16 protein-coding genes and 1 tRNA gene are annotated in these 20,063 nt (G+C 68.0%); 11 read left to right on the top strand and 6 right to left on the bottom strand.

What is annotated here, in order from left to right; genetic code table 11:
• Window positions 1-105 precede the first annotated feature (105 nt).
• The 9 genes from P9849_RS08155 to P9849_RS08195 all read left to right on the top strand — a co-directional run bounded on the left by P9849_RS08155 (window position 106) and on the right by P9849_RS08195 (window position 8,293).
• The gene (locus P9849_RS08155) at window positions 106-1,239 is read left to right on the top strand and encodes a polyprenyl synthetase family protein (RefSeq protein ID WP_278266359.1); all 1,134 of its coding nucleotides are present in this window, start codon (window positions 106-108) and stop codon (window positions 1,237-1,239) included.
• Window positions 1,239-2,192, top strand: a complete 954-nt coding sequence (locus tag P9849_RS08160) for a phytoene/squalene synthase family protein (protein WP_278266360.1) — start codon at window positions 1,239-1,241, stop codon at window positions 2,190-2,192. The genes P9849_RS08155 and P9849_RS08160 overlap by 1 nt, the downstream gene beginning before the upstream one ends.
• A complete protein-coding gene (crtI, locus tag P9849_RS08165; RefSeq protein ID WP_278266361.1) occupies window positions 2,189-3,820 on the top strand; it encodes a phytoene desaturase family protein in 1,632 nt (543 codons plus the stop codon). Before P9849_RS08160 ends, crtI begins: the two co-directional genes overlap by 4 nt.
• A 35-nt stretch (window positions 3,821-3,855) precedes the next feature.
• Window positions 3,856-4,155: a lycopene cyclase domain-containing protein gene (locus P9849_RS08170; protein WP_278269138.1), complete on the top strand. Its 300-nt coding sequence runs from the start codon at window positions 3,856-3,858 to the stop codon at window positions 4,153-4,155.
• Entirely contained in the window at window positions 4,152-4,502 is a 351-nt protein-coding gene (locus P9849_RS08175; protein WP_278266362.1) for a lycopene cyclase domain-containing protein, read from the top strand. Before P9849_RS08170 ends, P9849_RS08175 begins: the two co-directional genes overlap by 4 nt.
• A complete protein-coding gene (locus P9849_RS08180) occupies window positions 4,486-5,391 on the top strand; it encodes a prenyltransferase (protein WP_278266363.1) in 906 nt (301 codons plus the stop codon). Before P9849_RS08175 ends, P9849_RS08180 begins: the two co-directional genes overlap by 17 nt.
• Window positions 5,392-5,530: 139 nt before the next feature.
• Complete coding sequence (locus tag P9849_RS08185; RefSeq protein ID WP_278266364.1) at window positions 5,531-6,958, top strand: ferredoxin reductase family protein; 1,428 nt, start codon at window positions 5,531-5,533, stop codon at window positions 6,956-6,958.
• Window positions 6,955-7,476 (top strand): FMN-binding protein, encoded by a 522-nt coding sequence (locus P9849_RS08190; RefSeq protein WP_278266365.1) that lies wholly within the window; start codon window positions 6,955-6,957, stop codon window positions 7,474-7,476. Before P9849_RS08185 ends, P9849_RS08190 begins: the two co-directional genes overlap by 4 nt.
• A 22-nt stretch (window positions 7,477-7,498) precedes the next feature.
• Window positions 7,499-8,293: an FAD:protein FMN transferase gene (locus P9849_RS08195; protein ID WP_278266366.1), complete on the top strand. Its 795-nt coding sequence runs from the start codon at window positions 7,499-7,501 to the stop codon at window positions 8,291-8,293.
• A 24-nt stretch (window positions 8,294-8,317) separates the two neighbouring features.
• Here the strand turns inward: P9849_RS08195 and P9849_RS08200 are convergent, their stop codons facing one another.
• Window positions 8,318-9,562: a lipase family protein gene (locus P9849_RS08200; protein ID WP_278266367.1), complete on the bottom strand. Its 1,245-nt coding sequence runs from the start codon at window positions 9,560-9,562 to the stop codon at window positions 8,318-8,320.
• A 190-nt stretch (window positions 9,563-9,752) separates the two neighbouring features.
• Complete coding sequence (locus P9849_RS08205; RefSeq protein WP_278266368.1) at window positions 9,753-10,562, bottom strand: alpha/beta hydrolase; 810 nt, start codon at window positions 10,560-10,562, stop codon at window positions 9,753-9,755.
• Between the two features lie 71 nt (window positions 10,563-10,633).
• Between P9849_RS08205 and P9849_RS08210 the strand changes: the two genes are divergently transcribed.
• Window positions 10,634-11,158: an AAA family ATPase gene (locus P9849_RS08210; protein WP_278266369.1), complete on the top strand. Its 525-nt coding sequence runs from the start codon at window positions 10,634-10,636 to the stop codon at window positions 11,156-11,158.
• Between the two features lie 47 nt (window positions 11,159-11,205).
• Here P9849_RS08210 and P9849_RS08215 read toward each other — a convergent pair.
• Window positions 11,206-11,287, bottom strand: a tRNA-Leu gene (locus P9849_RS08215).
• 157 nt (window positions 11,288-11,444) lie between these two features.
• Here P9849_RS08215 and P9849_RS08220 point away from each other — a divergent pair.
• Window positions 11,445-12,059, top strand: a complete 615-nt coding sequence (locus tag P9849_RS08220; RefSeq protein ID WP_278266370.1) for a response regulator — start codon at window positions 11,445-11,447, stop codon at window positions 12,057-12,059.
• 176 nt (window positions 12,060-12,235) lie between these two features.
• Here P9849_RS08220 and pyk read toward each other — a convergent pair whose 3' ends face one another.
• From pyk to gltB, 3 genes are all read right to left on the bottom strand, one after another.
• A complete protein-coding gene (gene pyk, locus P9849_RS08225) occupies window positions 12,236-13,729 on the bottom strand; it encodes a pyruvate kinase (protein ID WP_278266371.1) in 1,494 nt (497 codons plus the stop codon).
• 71 nt (window positions 13,730-13,800) lie between these two features.
• The gene (locus P9849_RS08230) at window positions 13,801-15,258 is read right to left on the bottom strand and encodes a glutamate synthase subunit beta (RefSeq protein ID WP_278266372.1); all 1,458 of its coding nucleotides are present in this window, start codon (window positions 15,256-15,258) and stop codon (window positions 13,801-13,803) included.
• On the bottom strand, window positions 15,251-19,867 hold the full coding sequence (gene gltB / locus P9849_RS08235) for a glutamate synthase large subunit (RefSeq protein ID WP_278266373.1): 4,617 nt from the start codon (window positions 19,865-19,867) through the stop codon (window positions 15,251-15,253). The genes P9849_RS08230 and gltB overlap by 8 nt, the downstream gene beginning before the upstream one ends.
• Window positions 19,868-20,063 lie beyond the last annotated feature (196 nt).

Raw genomic sequence — 20,063 nt, forward strand, 5'->3', positions numbered from 1 at the left:
CAATCGAGCGTTCCTAGACAACCATATTTGTAGATAGTCGAGATATACAACAAGCTAGATGTTCTAAGAGCTAGGCAGTTCTGCCGAACGAGTCAAGGAGTGGACATGAGCAGTGCGACCCAGACGGCGTGGACGGCGCCGGAACTTCACCTCCCCGAGACCCACACCACCCGACAGCAGCCCACGGCGGCACCCACGGCACCCGCCGTCGCCGAGTGGCCCCGCACGTCCCGCCTGGTGGACGAGCAGATCGTGGACATCATCACCTCGGAGATCGACGCCACCAACTCCGTGCAGGCCCGCGGACTGTGGCGCCATCTGGCGGACTCCTTCGAGGGCGGCAAACGGCTCCGTCCTCAGCTCGTCTGGACAAGTTATGCGGCGTTCGGCGGCACGGACGCCCTGCGGTGTTCGGCTCTCGGGGCGGCCTTCGAACTGCTGCACGCGGCGCTCGTGATCCATGACGACGTGATCGATCAGGACCTCACCCGACGGGGACGCACGAACATCGCCGGGATCTACGGCCGAGGCGCTCTCGAGCGCGGGATGCCGGAGGAGGAAGCGCGCCACGTCGGCCGCTCGGTCGCCATCGTCGCCGGGGACATGCTCCTGGCCGCCGCCTTCCGCGCCGTGCGCGAACTGGACTGCCCGGAGCCCGCCCGTCAGGCGATCGCCGACCTCATGGACCGCGCCGTCGCCGACGCCGCGAGTGGAGAGCTCGAAGACATCCTGATCGCCCAGGACGCTTCCATCTCGCTGGGGGATGTGCTGGAGATGGAACGCCAGAAGACGGCCGTGTACTCGTTCGCCGCTCCACTGGCAGCCGGAGCCTTGCTGGCCGGAGCTCCCGCCGCTGCGGCCGCGGCCCTTGAATTGCTGGGCGAGAAAGTCGGCATCGCCTATCAGGTCATCGACGACGTCCTCGGCACCTTCGGCGACCCAGGACAGACCGGAAAGTCGGTGACGTCCGATCTGCGCGGCGGCAAGATGACGGCCCTGACGGCCCTCGGCAAGCGAGACCCGCAGGTCTCCTCTCGCCTGCACGCGGTGGCCGGCACCGACGACGTCGAGGCCCTGAAAGCGGCGCTGCACCGTGCGGGCGCGGACGACTCGGCCCTGGCGCTGGCCCACGAACTCGTCAGCGAGGCGCTCCAGGACGCCGCGGACGCCGGACTGCCGGCGCCCCTGCGGACCGACCTGACCCGCATCTGCAACCACGTCCTGCACCGGGAGAACTGATGTCTCTTTCCTTGAAGGTGCGCACCGGGACGAAGCCGGGCCGCCATCAACCCGACCCTCTGCAACGCTATTCGCTGGCCGCGAGCGCCGGATCGGTCGTCATCATCCGGCGGTATTCGACGTCGTTCTCCCTCGCGTGCCGCCTGCTCCCCCGGCCGGTCCGGCAGGACATCGCCAACGTGTACGCGCTCGTCCGATTGGCCGATGAGGTGGTGGACGGCGCGGCGGCTCACGCGGGCTTCACAGCCGAGGAGGTGCTCGCCTGCCTCGACGGCCTGGAACGGGAGACACTGTTCGCCTTGGACTGTGGGTACAGCGCCAATCCCGTCGTGCATGCCTTCGCGGAAACCGCCCGCAGGACGGGCATCGACCCATCCCTGGTGACACCGTTCTTCGCCTCCATGCGCCGGGACTGCGTCGCGGTCCCGCACACGGCGGAATCGGTGGAGACGTACATCTACGGGTCCGCCGAGGTGGTCGGGCTGATGTGTCTGAGGGTGTTCCTCAGCGCGGAGGATGCGCACGCCTCCACTGCCGGAGGGCGGTGGGAGGAACTGGCCGAACCGGCACGGCGCCTGGGCGCGGCGTTTCAGAAGGTCAACTTCCTGCGGGACCTCTGCGAGGACACCGCGGAGCTCGGCCGCGGGTACTTCCCCGGTGTCGAGCCCGGGGCGTTCGACGAAGCGCAGAAGCAGGCGCTGGTCGAGGGCGTCCGGACTGATCTGCGGGCCGCGCTCCCGGGCGTGCGGCGGCTGCCGGCGTCGTGCCGGAAAGCCGTGGAGCTCGCCTACGCGCTGTTCTCGGCACTCACCGACAGGCTCGCGGCGACCCCTGCGGAGGTGGTGGCCCACGAACGGGTCCGCGTCCCCGGCCGGGAGAAGGCCTGCCTCGCCGGCGCGGTGCTGCTCGGGCTCGGCCCGGCCCGCGGCGCGGGACGGGAGGTCGCCGCATGAGCGCCCGTTCCCAGGACCGCTTGCGGATCGCGGTGATCGGCGCGGGCGCTTCCGGACTGGCGACGGCGGGCCTGCTCGCGCGCGACGGTCATGAGGTCACCGTGTTCGATCAGGGCGAGCAGATCGGCGGCCGGGCCGGGCGCTGGGAGAAGGACGGGTTCCGCTTCGACACCGGGCCTTCCTGGTACCTCATGCCGGAGGTCATCGACCATTGGTTCCGGCTCATGGGGACATCCGCGGAGGCAGAGCTCACACTCACCCGCCTGGACCCGGGATACCGGACGTTCTTCGAAGGAGAGGTGAGCCCGCAGGACATCCCTGTCGGTTCGCGCCCGGCAGCGGCGCTGTTCGACGAGCTCGACCCCGGCAGCGGAAGCGACCTCACGCGATACCTCCGTGAGGCCGGGGACATGTACGACACCGCGGTGCGGCACTTCCTCTACGACGACTTCTCCTCGGCCCGGTTCCTGACCCACCCGGAGATCATCCGACGTGTCCCCCGGCTCCTGGCAGCACTCGGCCAGACGCTCGCCGGAGCGACCGGGCGGCGATTCCGGGACCACCGGCAGCAGCAGATCCTGGGATACCCCGCGGTGTTCCTGGGCACGACGCCCTACAAGGCCCCGGCTCTGTATCAGCTCATGAGCCACCTCGACCTGGAACAAGGCGTCCTCTACCCGCAGGGTGGCTTCGCGGCGTTCATCGACGCGATGGCCCGCCTCAGCGTCGCGGCGGGCGCCGGCATCGTCACCTCGGCACGGGTGACGCGGATCCTCACGTCCCTCGGCGTCGGCGGCGCCGCCGTCGCGGGCATCGAATGGACGGACGACGCCGGCGCCTCGCATCGTCACGCCGCGGATCTCGTGGTGGGCGCGGCGGATCTGCACCATCTGGAGAACGCCCTCCTGCCCGAGGAACTCCGCACCCACCCGGAGAAGACCTGGCGTCGGCGCGACCCGGGACCGGGGGCGTTCCTGGCCTGCCTCGGCGTCCGCGGCCCGCTGCCTGAGCTGAGTCACCACAATCTGTTCTTCAGCCGTGACTGGCGCACCGACTTCGACTGGATCAGCGACCCCGGCACACCGCACGAGATCCCCGATCCCGCCGCGCTGCCGAAAACCACCTCGATCTACGTCAGCAAGACGAGCGCGAGCGACCCGGGCGTCGCCCCGGCAGGCGACGAGAGCCTCTTCATCCTCGTCCCCTCCCCCGCCCGCCCCGAGTGGGGACGCGGCGGAGTCGACGGCAACGGCTCCGCGATGGTCGAAGCGGCCGTGGACCACGCCGTCGATCAGATCGCCGCCTGGGCCGGAATCCCGGACCTCGCCTCACGGATCGTGGTGCGGAAGACCCTGGGCCCGGCCGACTTCGCAGCGGACTTCAACGCCTGGCGCGGCGGCGCCCTGGGGCTCGCCCACACCCTGCGGCAGAGCGCCTTCTTCCGGCCCGGCAATGTGAGCCGTAAGGTTCAGGGGCTGCACTACGCCGGGGCCTCCGTCCGGCCCGGAATCGGGCTGCCGATGTGCCTGATCAGCGCGGAACTCGTGCTCAAGCGAGTACGTGGAGAGCGGCGTCCTGGACCCGCCGAGCCGGCGCCGGCGCGGACCACTCCCCTGGAGGCCTTGTGAGTTATCTGATCGCCTTGCTCGTGAGCGCCGCAGGGATGGCGGTGCTCGATCGGCGCTGGCGTCTGGTGCTGTGGCGCGCCCCTCGGTCGGCCGCGCTGGTCGTGCTGCTCGGCACCGTGTTCTTCCTGGCGTGGGATCTGGTCGCGATCGGACTGGGCATCTTCCGGCACGGCGACTCGGCGCACATGACCGGAGTGCTCCTGGCCCCGGAGCTTCCCCTGGAGGAGCCGGTGTTCCTGGCATTCCTGTGCTACACGGCGCTCGTGCTGTTCGCGGGCGCCGAACGGGTCTTCGACAGCATTCAGGAGCGACGCCGGAAGCGGGTGGGCTCATGAGTTACCTTGCGCTGGACGCCGTGTTCCTCGTCGTCTGCTGCGCCGTGACCGCGGGAGTGGCGAGGGCCGCCCGGCGACGCGACGGACGGCGGGACAACACCAGGGTGAGCTGGCCCGCGGTGGCGGGTGCCGGCGTCGTGTTGCTGGCGCTCACGGCGGTGTTCGACAACGTGATGATCGCCGTCGGACTGTTCTCCTATGACCCGGCGAGCCTGAGCGGAGCGCACCTCGGCCACGTTCCTGTGGAGGACTTCGCCTACCCGGTGGCGGCGGCCCTGATGCTCCCGGCGCTCTGGGGGCTCCTCCGTGGACGCGAGAGGCAGGACGGCCATGACACTGACAGCTGATCTGCTGCGCAAGGTCTTCGTGGCGTCCCGTCCCATCTCCTGGCCCAACACCGCCTTCCCCTTCGCCGCCGCGTACTTCCTGACCGCCGGAGTGGTCGACTGGAAGCTCGTGGTCGGCACGCTGTTCTTCCTGGTCCCCTACAACGCGGCGATGTACGGCACGAACGACGTGTTCGACTACGAATCCGACCTCCGCAACCCCCGCAAGGGAGGTGTCGAGGGCGCGGTGCTGGACCCGTCGCTGCACCGGCCCGTGCTGTACCTGGTGTGGGGTTCGTGCGTGCCGTTCGTCATCGCCCTGGTGCTCGGCGGCGGGCCGTGGAGCTGGCTCGTGCTCGCCGTCTCGCTGTTCGCCGTCGCCGCGTACAGCGTCGCGGGGCTGCGGTTCAAAGAGAAGCCGGTCCTGGACTCCATCACCTCCAGCACGCACTTCGTCTCCCCCGCGCTGTACGGTCTGGTCCTCGCCGGGTGGGCTCCGGGCGGTTCGGCGGTCGTGAAGGCTGACGACGCCGCGGTCGGCGTGAGCGTGCTCTGCGCCTTCTTCCTCTGGGGCATGGCGAGCCACGCCTTCGGGGCGATCCAGGACATCCTCCCGGACCGCGAAGCCGGCATCGACTCGATCGGCACGCTGCTCGGGAGCCGCGTGACCCTCGCGTTCGTGGTGGTCTGCTATGCCGCCGCGGGCGTGGTCCTCCTGGTGACCGGAGGACCGGCCCGCTGGACCGGGCTGCTCGTGATCCCCTACCTCCTCAATGTCGCCCCGTATCTCGGGGTGCGGGATGAGACGTCGGAACGGACCCGGCCCGGTTGGCGGAGGTTCTTGTGGCTCAACTACCTGACCGGGTTCGCGGTCACGCTGACCATGATCGGGCTCAGCCTGGGGATCTGAGGGCGGCGCAGCCTCCCAGGTATCCGCCTTCTACGCTGCGCCATGGCCATCACACAGCACGGGCACAGCACCCCAGGCGAAAGTGGTAGCCACTAGGCCTGACGGATCGTCCTCGGGCCACTGGCCCAGGAGCACGACCATGGACACGATCGCCGGCACGAGGTGGACACCTGCGGAGGAGGCTCCGCGCCCGGCCGACCCCGGGCGGACCTGGCGCCGGGCATTGCGCCGCCGGCTGCTGGTCGCCGACCTCGCCGTCGTCGTCGGCTGGGCGTCGACCGCGCTCGCGGTCGGTCTGTATCTCCTCAACGGCGGTCTCGCGGCCATCGCCTCACCGGCCGACGCCGTCAACGGTCTCGGGATCGTCACCGGCCTTGCAGGCACCAACCTCATCCTGATCATGGTGGTGCTCGCCGCGCGGATCCCGTGGCTGGACCGGGCGGTGGGTCAGGACGTGGTCATGGGCTGGCACCGCAGCCTGGGCAAGCCGGTGCTCTACCTGCTCACCGCTCACGCCGTTCTTCTGACTGTCGGCTATGCCCTGCAAGACGGAACCTCGGTCATCGCGGAGACGATGTCCTTCCTCGGCGTCGGGGATCTGCTGTACGCCTACATCGCATTCGCTCTCCTGCTCACCGTCGTGGTGACCTCGCTCGTCGCCGTCCGCCGCCGCTTCGCCTACGAGTTCTGGCACGTGGTCCATCTCCTCAGCTACGCCGCAGTGCTGTTCGCGCTGCCGCACCAGCTCAGTGTGGGCGGGGTGCTCGCGGACGGCACCGCGCAGCGGAGCTACTGGATCCTCCTGTACGTCCTGGCGTACGCCGCGATTCTCTGGTTCCGGGTCGTGAAGCCGGTGGCGCTCTCCCTACGGCACCGGTTCAGGGTGGAAGCAGTCGAGTGGATCGCTCCGGATGTCGTATCCTTGCACCTCCGGGGCCGTGCGGGACACCGTCTGCCCCTGAGCGGCGGACAGTACGCGAATTGGCGCTTCCTGACGGTCCGTGACTGGTGGCACGCGCATCCGCTGTCGTTCTCGGCCCGGGGTGACGACGGCGGAGTGCGGCTCACGGTGCGGCTCACCGGTTCCGGCACGCGTGCGCTCAGTGCGTTGCGTCCCGGCACGCCGGTGATGTTCGAGGGCCCCTATGGCCTCTTCACGAAAGCCGCCCGAACCAAGCGATCGGTCGCGCTCGTGGCGGCCGGGATCGGGGTCACCCCGATCCGCTCGTTGCTCGAAGAGCTCGCCCCGGCACCCGGTGAAGCCACCATCCTGCTCCGGGCGGGCGACGAATCCCAGCTGTACCTCTGGAACGAGATGCTCGCGTTGAGCCGACGCTACGGAGCCGAGTGCTTCGCGGACCTCGGACCCAGGTCAACAGTCCGGTCCCCCTGGCTCTCGGCGGCCGCGGTGCAGCGGGGTGTCAGCCTGGAATCGGTGTTCCCCCGGATCACCGAGTCCGATCTGTATGTCTGCGGGCCTTCGGCCTGGACTGATCTGGTGGTCCGCGAGGCCAGGAGCGCAGGCCTGAAGGACTCCCAGATCCATGTGGAAAGGTTCGACTGGTGAGGGCCCGGGCAGCCTGGGGTGGAGCATTGTCTGCCGCGGCCATCCTGCTGGGCTCGTGGAGCGCGAGCAAGGTCCCTGGATCGCAGACCGTGGCCTCTGCCGCCGGATCCGTCACCCCATCGACTGGGGCGCGTTCCGCTGCCGGATCTCAGCCCACCGCGGGTACGGGAGGCGGGTCCGGCACCGGCAGCACAGCCGACGGCTCCGCACCGACGGACGCGGCGACGTCGTCGGGGGCCAAGGCGAGTGGCACCTACACGGGAAGCGTCATCAGCACGCGCTACGGCAATGTCCAGGTTCAGGTGGTCCTCGCCCAGGGCACGATCACGGACGTCATCGCCCTGCAATTGACGGACCAGGACGGGCGGTCCCAGCAGATCAGCAGTATGGCCGCACCGATCCTGCGGCAGGAGGTGCTGGCGGCCCAGTCGGCGTCGGTTGACTCGGTCTCGGGTGCGACCTACACGTCTGAGGGCTATCTGCAGTCCCTCCAGGCGGCGCTGGACCAGGCGCAGTGATGTGGGATTGGAGGACTTAGCCATGAGCCGAACGGTGTTCACCTCCATGGGGACCGTGATCAGCCTGCTGACGCCGGGGCCGCCGCCCGCCGCCCAGGTGCTGGCCGCCGTCGAACGCGAGTTCCATGACCGGGACCGGCGATTCAGCCTCTACCGCGCGGACTCTGAAGTCAGCGCACTGGCGCGGGGCGAACTGCAGCTGACCGCAGTCAGCCCGGAGTTCCGGTCCACGCTGCATCGCGCCACCGGCTGGGAGGACGCCACGCACGGGTCGTTCCGGACTCGATCACCCAACGGCGTCCTCGACCTCTCGGGACTCGTCAAGGCCGAGGCGATGGAGGCGGCGGGAAACCGGCTCCTCACAGCGGGCGCCGGGCACTGGCTGCTCAACGCCGGTGGCGATGTTCTGGTGTCCGGACGGAACGGGACCATGGCGTGGACGGTCGGCATCGTGGACCCTCTGGACAGAACAGCCCTCATCACGTCGGTCCAGTTGGGGGAACCCTGGCCCGCCCTGGCCACGTCCGGCGTCGCCGAGCGCGGTGAGCACATCTGGGGACCTCCCGGTCACGCCGACTTCCTCCAGGTCTCGGTACTCGGCCCGGACATCGTCACCGCCGACGTCCTCGCCACGGCGATCATGGCGGGAGGCCGTCGGGCTCTGGAGGCCAGCGTTTCGGGAGGGAACATCGATGCGCTTTGCATCACCCGGGACGATCAGCTGTTGATCACCCCGCGGCTGCGCGCCCAGGTGACGGCGCCGTCCGGGAGCTGGAATGCCGGGGCCGGCCGTCGGTCCGTCCCGGAAGCATCCTGAACCGGGACGGACCGCTCTGGACGGTCAGAGCGTCCAGCAGTTGTTCGTCGCGGGAAGGCCCCGGAACCGCGCTTCGAAGAACGCCAGGGTCGCCGCGAAGTGCGGCGCCGCTCCGCCGACGTGGGTCGGCACCGGAGTCGGAACGAAGTTCACGGTCGCCCCCGACGTGCACCAGCGCTGAGCCAGCCCCTTGCCGACCCGGTACGGGATCACGTCATCGGCGACGGAATGCGTGATCAGCACGGGAGCCCCGGGACGCGCGCGCCCGATGAGCTGATCCGCCAGCATCGTCGAGATCGGCGCCTGCTGGGCAAGCTGCGTGAACGACTGCCCCGAGGAGGACAGATTCGACATCTTCACGTAGCTGTTCTGCGGCAGGTTCCAGACGCAGTGGTTGGAGACCTCCACGGCCTTGGCCTGCCCGGCAGCGTTGAGGAACGACGCCGGGTCGACACCGTAGGAGCTGAACAGCCCGTCCAGCGCGAAGAGCATGAACTCGGCGTACAGGCCGCCGTCCAGCGACGTTCCGACCGCGGTGAGGTCCGCGGGAACGGCTCCGGCGGAGACCCCCTTGATCTGGAGTTCCGGGGCATAGCTCGGGGCGAGTTCGGCCGCGGCCGCCGCGGCCCCGCCACCCTGCGAATACCCGTCGACGCCGATCGGTGACTGCGGGCTCAGCCCGGTCCCCGGAAGGGCGATGGCTGCCCGGGCCATGTCCAGCACGGCGCGGCCCTGGGAGGCGCGGTCCATGTAGGTGTGAATGCCCGCAGTGCCCAGTCCCTCGTAGTCGGTGATCGCGACGGCGTAACCCCGGCTCAGCAGCGTGCCGACGAACACCTCTTCGTACTCCGCCGCGAAGGCCAGCAGACGGGAAGGAGCACACTGGTCAGCAAGGCCCTGCGTGCCGACGGCGAACGAGATCAACGGTCGTTTTCCGGGACCGGACCAGGCGGTCTTGGGAGTGATCACCGTGCCGGTGACACCGACAGGGGCGCCGGTCCGGTTGGTCGTCTTGTACATGATCCGCTGGGACGTGATGAGCGTGCCGCGCAGATTGAGAGGGTCCAGGTGGAAGGGCGCCGGTTCGGCCTTGATGACGGCGCCGTTCTGGGCCGGGAGCTGTGCCGGCGCCTGATAGAACGCGGGCCGGGTCGCGTCACCCGGATCGGTGAGAGGAGCCGCCTGGGCCGGGGCCCCGGGCAACAGCGAGAGGACGGTGAGCAGTGAAACCGCGGCCGCAGTGGCGACGCGGCGGGTCAACGATGTCATGGTGGCCTTTCGGGACGTCTTTGTTCCGTGAATGGCAGGCCCACGAAGCCGTGAACCCAGGGGTAAGGCGCGCTGATAGCTTGAAACCTACTTGTCAGTAACTTGCGGGTCAAGAGTGAGACTGAAATTTCACTTCCAGTTGACCAATCGTCACACGCCTGCGGGCCATTGGGCGGCGGGCAGGATTTCCTTACGGAATGCCTGCAGTCAGCGCTCGATCCAGAACAGAGAGCCACTGCGTCAAGGCGTCGAGATGCGCGTCGTGACCGCCGCCGGGTAGGTCGACCCGACGGGTGTCCGGGCGCCGTCTGATCATCTCGTCTTTTTCGCCGTCCGTGAACATCCCGTTCTCGGCGAAAATAGCGACGGTGGGTACCTTCAGTTGCTCCCACTCCTTCCAACGCGGCACATGGACGTGCTCAATGACACGCTGCATGACGTCCGCATCAAACCGTGGCCGCCATCCTGCCGAGATGGGTTCGAGGTCGGCGATCCAAGCGCGGGCCAGTTCCGAGCTTCCAAGCGCTTCCCGTGCGGTCTCCACATTCGGGAAGACTGGCGGCCAGCTCGCGAAGAATTGCCCGATCCGGACGGCTTCCGAGGGATTTTCATTGCCTCCAGGGTGGCCCTCGAGCATGATCAGGCGGTCGATGAGATCGGGTCTCGCGGCGGCCGTCAGGAATGCCGTATGAGCACCCATGGACTGCCCTGCCACTACGACCGCCTGGCCAGGCGCCAGTTCCTCGATGACCGCGACGACGTCCTGCGCGAACGCATCGCGCGTCAGATCCGCTGGCCTGCGGGTACTCAGGCCATGGCCCCGCTGATCGACTGCCAGCACGCGGAATCGGCCTTTCAAAGAAGCGGCCGTCGGCAGAAATTCACGGGCGCTCCCTGCAAGGCCGTGAAGCAGTATGAGTGTCGGGCCCTCTCCGCCCTGGTCAAAGAGGGAGATGATAGTGCCATCATTCCGGCGGATGGTCTTTCTGACAGCAGTCACGGGTTCAATTATCGTCAGTCCGTCATCGTTGGAGAGGCTGGCGACGACACAGCGCATTAGCATGAGGCCTCATGATCGTGTGGATCAATGGCACCCATGGAGCCGGCAAGACGACGACGGCGGCGCTGGTGCAGCAGCTCATCCCGGGATCTCGGGTATTCGACGCCGAAAAGGTCGGCGAGACGCTCATGGACATCTCCCCCGGCCTCCCCGCCACGGACAACTTCCAGCACTGGCCCCCGTGGCGATCGCTCGTGGTGGAGACGGCCCGTGAGGTGCTCGAATACACGGGCGGCACGTTGATCATCCCGATGACGGTGCTCGTCGAGGCGTACTGGCGCGAGATCAGCTCTGGTCTGGCCGGGTATGGCATCCCGGTGAAGCACGTCGTGCTCCACGCCGATACGGGCACGCTCCGGTCACGCATCGCGGGCGACCTGGTTCTGGGGCCCAACTCGCCGTTCCGGCTGAAGCACCTGGAACCGTACGCCCAAGCCGCCGGCACGTGGCTCCCTCGGGTGGCTGAACTCGTCGACACCACCCACCTCACACCGTCCGAGACGGCGCGCAGGGTCGTGGACGCGGCAGGTCGGTGAGTCCACTGACGACAAAAGGCCGGTCATCCGACCGGCCCTTCATTCGGTGCCCGAGGTGGGACTCGAACCCACACACCTTTCGATACCGCATTTTGAGTGCGGCGCGTCTGCCAATTCCGCCACTCGGGCAGGCACCGAAACGGTCCGCGACATCACGCGGGCCGCATACGCGTGATAACTCTACATGGCGATAGGCTAAGAGCGTCAAATTGCCCATCAGGGCCACTGGCAACGGCGCCATAGACCTGACACTGTTGTCCCCGTTCCCCTCGTTAAAGGAGACCCTGTGAGCGAATCCCCTGCCCAGGACACCACTGAAACCACCACCGGCCCCGCCAAGCGCATCGTGGTCGCCGAGGATGAGACCCTCATCCGCCTCGACATCATCGAGATCCTCCGCGGTGAAGGCTACGACGTCGTCGCCGAAGCCGACAACGGCCAGCGCGCCGTCGAGCTCGCCGAAGAGCACAAGCCGGATCTGGTGATCATGGACGTCAAGATGCCCGTCATGGACGGCATCAGCGCCGCCGAGCAGATCGCGAAGGCCCGGATCGCCCCCGTCGTGCTCCTGACCGCTTTCAGCCAGAAGGAACTCGTCGAGCGCGCCCGCGAGGCCGGCGCCATGGCCTACGTGGTCAAGCCCTTCACCCCGGCGGACCTGATCCCGGCCATCGAGATCGCGCTGTCCCGCCACGAGGAGATCAAGGCCCTCGAGAAGGAGGTGGTGGACCTCAAGGAGCAGTTCGCCACCCGCAAGCTCGTGGAGCGCGCCAAGAGCCTCCTCACCACCAAGATGGGCCTCTCCGAGCCCGAGGCCTTCCGCTGGATCCAGAAGACCTCCATGGACCGCCGCCTCAGCATGCGCGAAGTCGCGGAGACCATCATCAACCAGGTGAACTGAGCTCCCGCTCAGTCAGCCGACGACGACGGCGGCGCACCCACTCCGGGTGCGCCGCCGTCGTCGTTCTCTCACCGCTGCTGTGCGCACCGCGGCTGCCGAGTCCGCAGGAGAGCCCCCCGGGAACGCCCGAGAGGGCGGCCCATCCGGACCGCCCCCTCGGGGAACGCAGCGAGACGCTACTTCTTTTTCTTCTTCTTGGCGGGCCAGGGGCCGATCGGCTCCCGGCGGCCCTCCTGGCCGGCGCGGCCGGTGTCGGCCAGGTCGCCCACCTTGTGGACCTTGATGGAGTTGGTGGAGCCGGCCTGTCCGGGAGGCGAACCGGCGGCGATCACCACGAGGTCGTCGTCCTGGACCAGTTCCAGATCCGTCAGGAAGGTGTCCACCTGGGCCGTCATGGCGTCGGTGTGGTTCACCATGGGGACCTGGATCGGCTGGATGCCCCAGGTCAGGGCCAGGAAGTTGCGGACCTGGTCCACCGGGGTGAACGCGAAGATCGGCTTCTTCGGGCGCAGACGGGACAGGCGGCGGGCCGAGTCACCGGACTGCGTGAAGGTGCAGATGTACTTGGCGTCGAGCTGGTCGGCGATCTCCACGGCGGCCAGGGTGATGGCGCCGCCACGGGTCTTCGGCTTGGAACCGAGGGCCGGAACGAGATCCAGAGCCTTCTCCTCGGTGTACTCGATGATGCGGGCCATGGTCTTGACCGTCTCGATCGCGTACTTGCCCACGCTGGTCTCACCGGAGAGCATGACGGCGTCGGCGCCATCCAGCACGGCATTGGCGCAGTCGGAGGCCTCAGCACGGGTGGGGCGGGGGTTCTCGATCATGGACTCGAGCACCTGGGTGGCCACGATGACCGGCTTGGCCCAGCGACGGGCTTCGGCGATGGCCTTCTTCTGGACGACCGGCACCTCTTCGAGGGGCAGCTCGACGCCGAGGTCGCCACGGGCCACCATGATCGCGTCGAATGCGTCCACGATGTCGTGCAGCTGGTCCACGGCCTGCGGCTTCTCGATCTTGGCGATGACCGGGATCTTCCGGCCTTCCTCGTCCATGATCTCGTGGACACGGGTGATGTCCGTGGCATCGCGCACGAAGGACAATGCGATCATGTCGACGCCGCGCTGCAGCGCCCAGCGGAGATCGGTCTCGTCCTTCTCGCTCAGGGCGGGGACGTTGACGGCGACACCGGGCAGGTTGATGCCCTTGTTGTTGGACACGTAGCCCGGCACGGTGACCTCGGCGACGACCTTGACCTCGTCGACGCTCACGGCGCGCAGGGCGACCTTGCCGTCGTCGATCAGGAGGGTGTCACCGGGACGGACGTCCTCGGTGAGGCTCTTGAGCGTGGTGGAGCAGATCTCCTTGGTGCCCGGCACGTTCTCCGTGGTGATGGTGAACTGGTCCCCCACCTCCAGGAAGTGCTTCTCATCGTTGACGAACTTGCCCAGACGGATCTTGGGCCCCTGAAGGTCGGCCATGATGCCCACGGCCACACCGAGCATCGACGAAGCCTTGCGGATGTTCTCGTAGTTGACATCGTGCATGGAGTGATCGCCGTGGCTCATGTTCAGGCGGGCCACATTCATGCCCGCCTGGATGACCTCGAGGGCCTTCTCATAGGTGCCCAGGGCGGGGCCGAAAGTGGCCACAATCTTTGCGCGTCTCATATACCTAACCTAGTTCATTGCTTTTTACGGAAGGTTGACTTCTGCTGAAAATCTCGTGCAGGCCTTTGGGCCTAGAGCAGCGAGATGGCTCGATCTGTGGGCGCCACGGGAGCCGGGAGGATGGTGCTCCCGGTCAGGAACCGGTCCACCGATGCCGCGCACGCACGGCCCTCGGCGATCGCCCACACGATCAGTGACTGGCCACGGCCTGCGTCGCCGGCAACGAAGACGCCTTCCGTGCTGGTCATGTACTCGGCGTCGCGGCTGACATTGCCGCGGCCGTCGAACTCCGCCTTGATCTGCTCGGTGATCCCGGCCGGCTCCGCGCCGGTGAATCCGAGGGCGAGGAAGACCAGGTCGGCCGGGATGATCCGCTCGGTGCCGGCCTTGGGAAGGCGCTTGCCGTCCACGAACTCGGTCTCCGCGACCTTGATGCCGGTGAGCTGACCGTTCTCCCCCACGAATTCGACGGTGGACGCGAGGTAGGTGCGTTCACCGCCCTCCTCATGGGCACTGGCCACTTCGAAAAGGGTCGGGAACAGCGGCCACGGCTGGTGAGCGGGGCGCTCGGCCGGGGGCTGCTTGCCGATCGCGAGCGTCGTCACCGACGCCGCCTGCTGGCGGTGCGCGGTTCCGATGCAGTCGGCGCCGGTGTCACCGCCGCCGAGGATGACCACGTGCTTGCCGCGGGCGTCGATGTGGTTCTCCGGCTCCTCCCCCGCGACCACGCGGTTGGACGGCACCAGGTAGTCCATGGCGTAGTGCACGCCGGACAGCTCGCGGCCGGGGATCGGGAGATCACGGGGCGCGGTGGCGCCGGTGGTGACCACGACGGCGTCGTAACGCCGGCGCAGCTGCTCCCACGTGACGTCGACGCCCACGTTGACGCCCGGACGGAAGCGGGTGCCCTCAGCCTTCATCTGCTCCAAACGGCGGTCCAGGTGGTCCTTCTCCATCTTGAAGTCCGGGATGCCGTACCGCAGCAGGCCGCCGATCTTGTCGTCCCGCTCGTACACGGCCACGGTGTGGCCCACCCGGGTGAGCTGCTGCGCGACGGCGAGGCCGGCCGGGCCGGAACCGACCACGGCCACGGTCTTGCCCGTCAGACGGGTCGGCGGCAGGGGCGTGACCCAGCCTTCCTCGAAGGCCTGGTCGATGATCGAGACCTCGACCTGCTTGATCGTCACCGCAGGCTGGTTGATGCCCAGCACGCAGGACGACTCGCAAGGCGCCGGGCACAGCCGACCGGTGAACTCCGGGAAGTTGTTGGTGGCGTGCAGACGTTCGATGGCCTCCTGGCCACGGTCACGCCACACGAGGTCGTTCCATTCGGGAATGAGGTTGCCCAGAGGACAGCCCTGGTGACAGAACGGCACGCCACAGTCCATGCACCGGCCGGCCTGGCTCTTCAGGACGCCCTTCTCCTGCGCCTCGTACACTTCCTTCCAGTCCATGATGCGGACCGGAACGGGGCGGCGAGGCTGGGTCTCGCGTTCGCGGACCTTCAAAAAGCCACGGGGATCAGCCACCGGTTACCTCCAAAATACGGGACCAGACCTCTTCGCCATCCGGGTCGAGACCCTCTTCGAGGGCGTCCAGTCGAGTCTGCAGTACGGCCGCGTAGTCGCGGGGCAGGACCTTGGTCACCCGTGCGGCCGTGTCGTCAAAGTTCTCCAGCAGGCGTGCGGCCAGCTGGGATCCGGTCTCCTCCGCGTGACGCTTGAGCAGGCCGTGCACGATGTCACGGTCCTCGGCGTCCAGCTCCAAGAGCTTGAGTTCGCCGTTCTCCAGCGCATCCTTGTTGACCTTCTCCGGGCGAAGGTCCAGCACGTAGGCCGTGCCGCCGGACATGCCGGCGCCGAAGTTACGGCCGGTGCGTCCCAGGATCAGCGTCTGACCGCCGGTCATGTACTCGCAGCCGTGGTCGCCGATCCCTTCGACCACCGCGGTGGCGCCGGAGTTGCGCACCAGGAAGCGTTCGCCGACCTGACCACGCAGGTAGATCTCGCCGCTCGTGGCGCCGTAGCCGATCACGTTGCCCGCGATCACGTTCCGCTCCGCCGGGAAGACGTTCTGGCGGTCCGGTCGGACGATGATGCGGCCGCCGGACAGGCCCTTGCCGACGTAGTCGTTCGAGTCGCCGTCGAGCCGGAGCGTGATGCCGGCCGGCAGGAAGGCGCCGAGCGACTGACCCGCCGTGCCCGTCAGGGTGATGTCGATCGTGTCCGGGGCGAGGGTGTCCACCCCGAACGTCTTGGTGACCACGTGGCCCAGCATCGTGCCCACCGAACGGTCCGTGTTGACCACGCCGAGCGTGATCTTGACGGGCTCGCGGCGTTCCAGGGCGTCCGCCGAGAGACGGATGAGCTGCTGGTCGAAATGCTGGTCCAGCTCGTGGTTCTGCCCGGTGGTGTTGCGCAGCGGGGCGTCCTCGTCGAAGTCCAGCCCGTTCAGGATCGGATCGAGATCCAGACCGGAGGCCTTCCAGTGGGTGATCGCCGCTTCCTTGTCCAGGTACTCGGAGTGCCCGATCGCCTCGTCGAGGGTCCGGAAGCCGAGCTCGGCGAGGATCTCACGCACCTCCTCCGCCAGGAACTCGAAGAAGTTCACCACGAACTCCGGCTTGCCCGTGAAGCGGGACCGCAGCTCGGGGTTCTGGGTCGCGACACCCACGGGGCAGGTGTCGAGGTGACAGACGCGCATCATGATGCAGCCGGACACCACCAGCGGCGCCGTGGCGAAGCCGTATTCCTCGGCGCCCAGGAGTGCCGCGATGACCACGTCACGTCCGGTCTTGAGCTGACCGTCCACCTGGACGACCACGCGCTCACGCAGGTTGTTCAGCATGAGGGTCTGCTGGGTCTCGGCCAGGCCGAGCTCCCACGGCACACCCGCGTGCTTGAGCGAGTTGAGCGGCGAGGCGCCCGTGCCGCCGTCGTGTCCGGAGACCAGCACGACGTCGGCCTTCGCCTTGGTCACGCCGGACGCCACGGTGCCGATGCCGACCTCGGAGACCAGCTTCACGTGGACGCGGGCGGACGGGTTCGACCGCTTGGCGTCGTAGATCAGCTGTGCGAGGTCCTCGATCGAGTAGATGTCGTGGTGCGGCGGCGGGGAGATGAGCCCGACGCCGGGCGTCGAGTGCCGCGTGCGGGCCACCCAGGGGTACACCTTCTGGGCCATGAGCTGTCCGCCCTCACCCGGCTTGGCGCCCTGGGCCATCTTGATCTGGATGTCGTCGGCGTTGCTCAGGTACAGGCTCGTGACGCCGAAACGACCGGATGCGATCTGCTTGATCGCGGAGCGGCGCTCGGGATCCAGCAGACGGTCCACATCCTCGCCGCCCTCACCCGTGTTGGACTTGGCGCCCAGACGGTTCATGGCGATGGCGAGCGTCTCGTGGGCTTCCTTGGAGATGGAGCCGTAGCTCATGGCGCCGGTGGAGAAACGCTTGACGATCGAGGAGACCGGCTCGACCTCTTCGAGCGGCACGGACGGGCGCAGGCCCTCCTTGAACTTCAGGAGACCGCGGAGCGTCATGAGCTTGCCCGACTGGTCGTCGATGCCGCGCGTGTACTCCTTGAAGATGTCATAGCGGCGCTCCCGCGTGGAGTGCTGCAGCCGGAACACCGTCTCCGGGTTGAACAGGTGCGGTTCGCCGTCGCGGCGCCACTGGTACTCGCCGCCGCCGTTGAGCGGGCTGTGCGGGAGCTCGATGCCCTCTTCCGGGTAGGCGAACCGGTGGCGCGTGAGCACTTCCTGAGCGATCACGTCCAGGCCCACTCCACCCAGCTGCGAGTGGGTGCCGGAGAAGAACTCGTCGACGAGGTCCTGCGAGAGACCCAGGGCCTCGAAGGTCTGCGCGCCGCAGTAGGATGCCACGGTGGAGATGCCCATCTTGGACATGATCTTCAGGACGCCCTTGCCGAGACCCTTGATCAGGTTGTAGACGCCGGTCTCCGGGGTGACGCCGCGCAGTTCGCCGGTGCGGATCAGCTCTTCGACGCTCTCCATGGCGAGGTACGGGTTGACCGCGGAGGCGCCGTAACCGATCAGCACCGCCACATGGTGGACCTCACGGACGTCGCCGGCCTCGACCAGCAGGGCCGTCTTGGTGCGGTTCGCGCTGCGCAGCAGGTGGTGGTGCACGGCGGACAGCAGCAGGAGCGACGGGATCGGCGCCCACTGGGCGTTCGAGTCACGGTCCGAGAGCACCACGTACTGGACGCCACGGTTGATCGCGCTGGAGATCTGCTCGCAGATCTCCTTGATGCGCGTGCGGAGGGCCTGCTCACCGCCCTCGGGACGGTACAGGCCGCGGACCTTGATGGCCACGCGGTCGCCGTCGGCGTTCTCCATGTTCGCGATCTTCGAGAGCTGATCGTTGTTGATCACGGGGTACGGCAGGGCGATCTGCGGCTGACGGATCAGCCCGGTGTCCAGCATGTTGCCATTGGGCCCGACGGCGCAGCGCATAGAGGTCACGAGCTCTTCGCGGATGGCATCCAGCGGAGGGTTGGTCACCTGGGCGAACGACTGCACGAAGTAGTCGAACAGGACGCGGGGACGCTCGGAGAGCACGGCCACCGGGGTGTCGGAGCCCATCGCGCCGAGGGGCTCGGCACCCGTGCGGGCCATGGGCCCGAGGAGGATCTTCAGTTCCTCCGTGGTGTAGCCGAAGGTCCGCTGACGGATGTTGACCGAGGCAGGGGTGTGGACCACGTGCTCGCGCTCGGGGAGGTCGTCCAGCTTGACGAGGTTCTGCTCCACCCATTCGGCCCACGGGTTGGAGGCGGCGATCTCCGCCTTGACCTCCTCATCGGCGATGATGCGCCCTTCGCCGGTGTCGACCAGGAACATCTTGCCCGGGGAGACGCGGCCCTTCTTGACCACCTTCGCCGGCTCGATGTCCAGAACGCCCACCTCGGAGGCGAAGACGATCATGCCGTCCTCGGTGATCCAGTACCGGCCCGGACGCAGGCCGTTGCGGTCCAGCGTCGCGCCGACGAGGTTGCCGTCGGTGAAGGACACCGCGGCGGGGCCGTCCCACGGCTCCATGAGCATGGAGTGGTACTCGTAGAACGCACGGCGGGCCGGGTCCATGGCGGTGTGGTTCTCCCACGCCTCCGGGATCATCATCATGATCGCGTGGCTGATGGGGCGGCCGGACAGCCAGAGGAGCTCGGCGACCTCGTCGAAGGATGCGGAGTCGGAGGCGCCCGGGGTGCAGATCGGGTAGAGATCCTCCGGGGAGTTCCCGAGCAGCGGGCTGGCGAGCTGCGACTGGCGGGCGCGCATCCAGTTCCGGTTGCCCTTCACGGTGTTGATCTCACCGTTGTGGGCGATCGTCCGGAACGGCTGTGCGAGCGGCCAGGACGGGAAGGTGTTGGTCGAGAAGCGCGAGTGGACGATCGCGAGCTTGCTCTTGAACCGGGTGTCCGAGAGGTCCGGGTAGAACGGCTCGAGCTGGGCCGTGGTGAGCATGCCCTTGTAGACGATCGTGCGGCTCGAGAGCGACGGGAAGTAGACACCGAAGCGGTTCTGAGCACGCTTGCGGATGCGCCAGACGCGGCGGTCCAGCTCGTCCCGGCTCAGCTCAGCGCCGTCGGGCGCCGCGAAGAAGGGCTGCGCGAAGAACGGCATGCAGGCGCGGGCCATGGATCCGACCAGCTCCGCGCGGATGGGGACCTCGCGCCAGCCGATGACCGACAGGCCTTCCTCGCCGGCCAGGCCCTCGATGCCCTGACGGGCGGCGTCGGCCTCGCCGGGGACCGCGGGAAGGAAGGCGGTGCCGACGGCGTACTGCCCCTGGGCGGGCAGTTCGAAGTCGAGGACCGCGCGGAAGAACTCGTCCGGGATCTGCGTCAGCAGGCCGGCACCGTCGCCGGTTCCCTCGTCCGCGCCGACGGCGCCTCGGTGTTCCAGGCTGCGCAGTGCATGAAGGGCGTTGGCGACGATGTCGTAGCCCGGCTCACCCCGCAGGGTGGCGATGATGGCGAGGCCACAGGCGTCCTTCTCCTCCTCGGGGCGGTAAAGCCCCGAGGCGGCAGGCTGAGCCGCGAACCGCACGAAAGGGTTCTCCGGCTGCCCGGGGGCTGCCGGATCCACTTCGGGTGCGTGGTGCCGCGTATGAGTCATGACGGAGCGTCCTTCCTCCTGGTCGAGCTGGTGGAGGGGACAACATTGGCCCCAGTCGTTCGCGCGTCATTGTGACGAGCGCAACAAGGCGATTGATACTAGCGATTGTAGGTCACCAGCGGTCACCGAACGAATGGTTACACCCCTCGGAGGGGCGGCATCAGGCCGCCCCCGTCGTGACGGGGCGGGGCCGTGG

The sequence above is a fragment of the Arthrobacter sp. Y-9 genome (assembly GCF_029690065.1).
Classification (GTDB): Bacteria; Actinomycetota; Actinomycetes; order Actinomycetales; family Micrococcaceae; genus Arthrobacter_E.

Coding starts and splice junctions, on each gene's coding strand:
- P9849_RS08195 (WP_278266366.1), top strand. CDS start 7,499: ATGAGCCGAACGGTGTTCACCTCCATGGGGACCGTGATCAGCCTGCTG.
- P9849_RS08180 (WP_278266363.1), top strand. CDS start 4,486: ATGACACTGACAGCTGATCTGCTGCGCAAGGTCTTCGTGGCGTCCCGT.
- P9849_RS08210 (WP_278266369.1), top strand. CDS start 10,634: ATGATCGTGTGGATCAATGGCACCCATGGAGCCGGCAAGACGACGACG.
- P9849_RS08160 (WP_278266360.1), top strand. CDS start 1,239: ATGTCTCTTTCCTTGAAGGTGCGCACCGGGACGAAGCCGGGCCGCCAT.
- P9849_RS08185 (WP_278266364.1), top strand. CDS start 5,531: ATGGACACGATCGCCGGCACGAGGTGGACACCTGCGGAGGAGGCTCCG.
- P9849_RS08170 (WP_278269138.1), top strand. CDS start 3,856: ATGGCGGTGCTCGATCGGCGCTGGCGTCTGGTGCTGTGGCGCGCCCCT.
- crtI (WP_278266361.1), top strand. CDS start 2,189: ATGAGCGCCCGTTCCCAGGACCGCTTGCGGATCGCGGTGATCGGCGCG.
- pyk (WP_278266371.1), bottom strand. CDS start 13,729: ATGAGACGCGCAAAGATTGTGGCCACTTTCGGCCCCGCCCTGGGCACC.
- gltB (WP_278266373.1), bottom strand. CDS start 19,867: ATGACTCATACGCGGCACCACGCACCCGAAGTGGATCCGGCAGCCCCC.
- P9849_RS08175 (WP_278266362.1), top strand. CDS start 4,152: ATGAGTTACCTTGCGCTGGACGCCGTGTTCCTCGTCGTCTGCTGCGCC.
- P9849_RS08155 (WP_278266359.1), top strand. CDS start 106: ATGAGCAGTGCGACCCAGACGGCGTGGACGGCGCCGGAACTTCACCTC.
- P9849_RS08200 (WP_278266367.1), bottom strand. CDS start 9,562: ATGACATCGTTGACCCGCCGCGTCGCCACTGCGGCCGCGGTTTCACTG.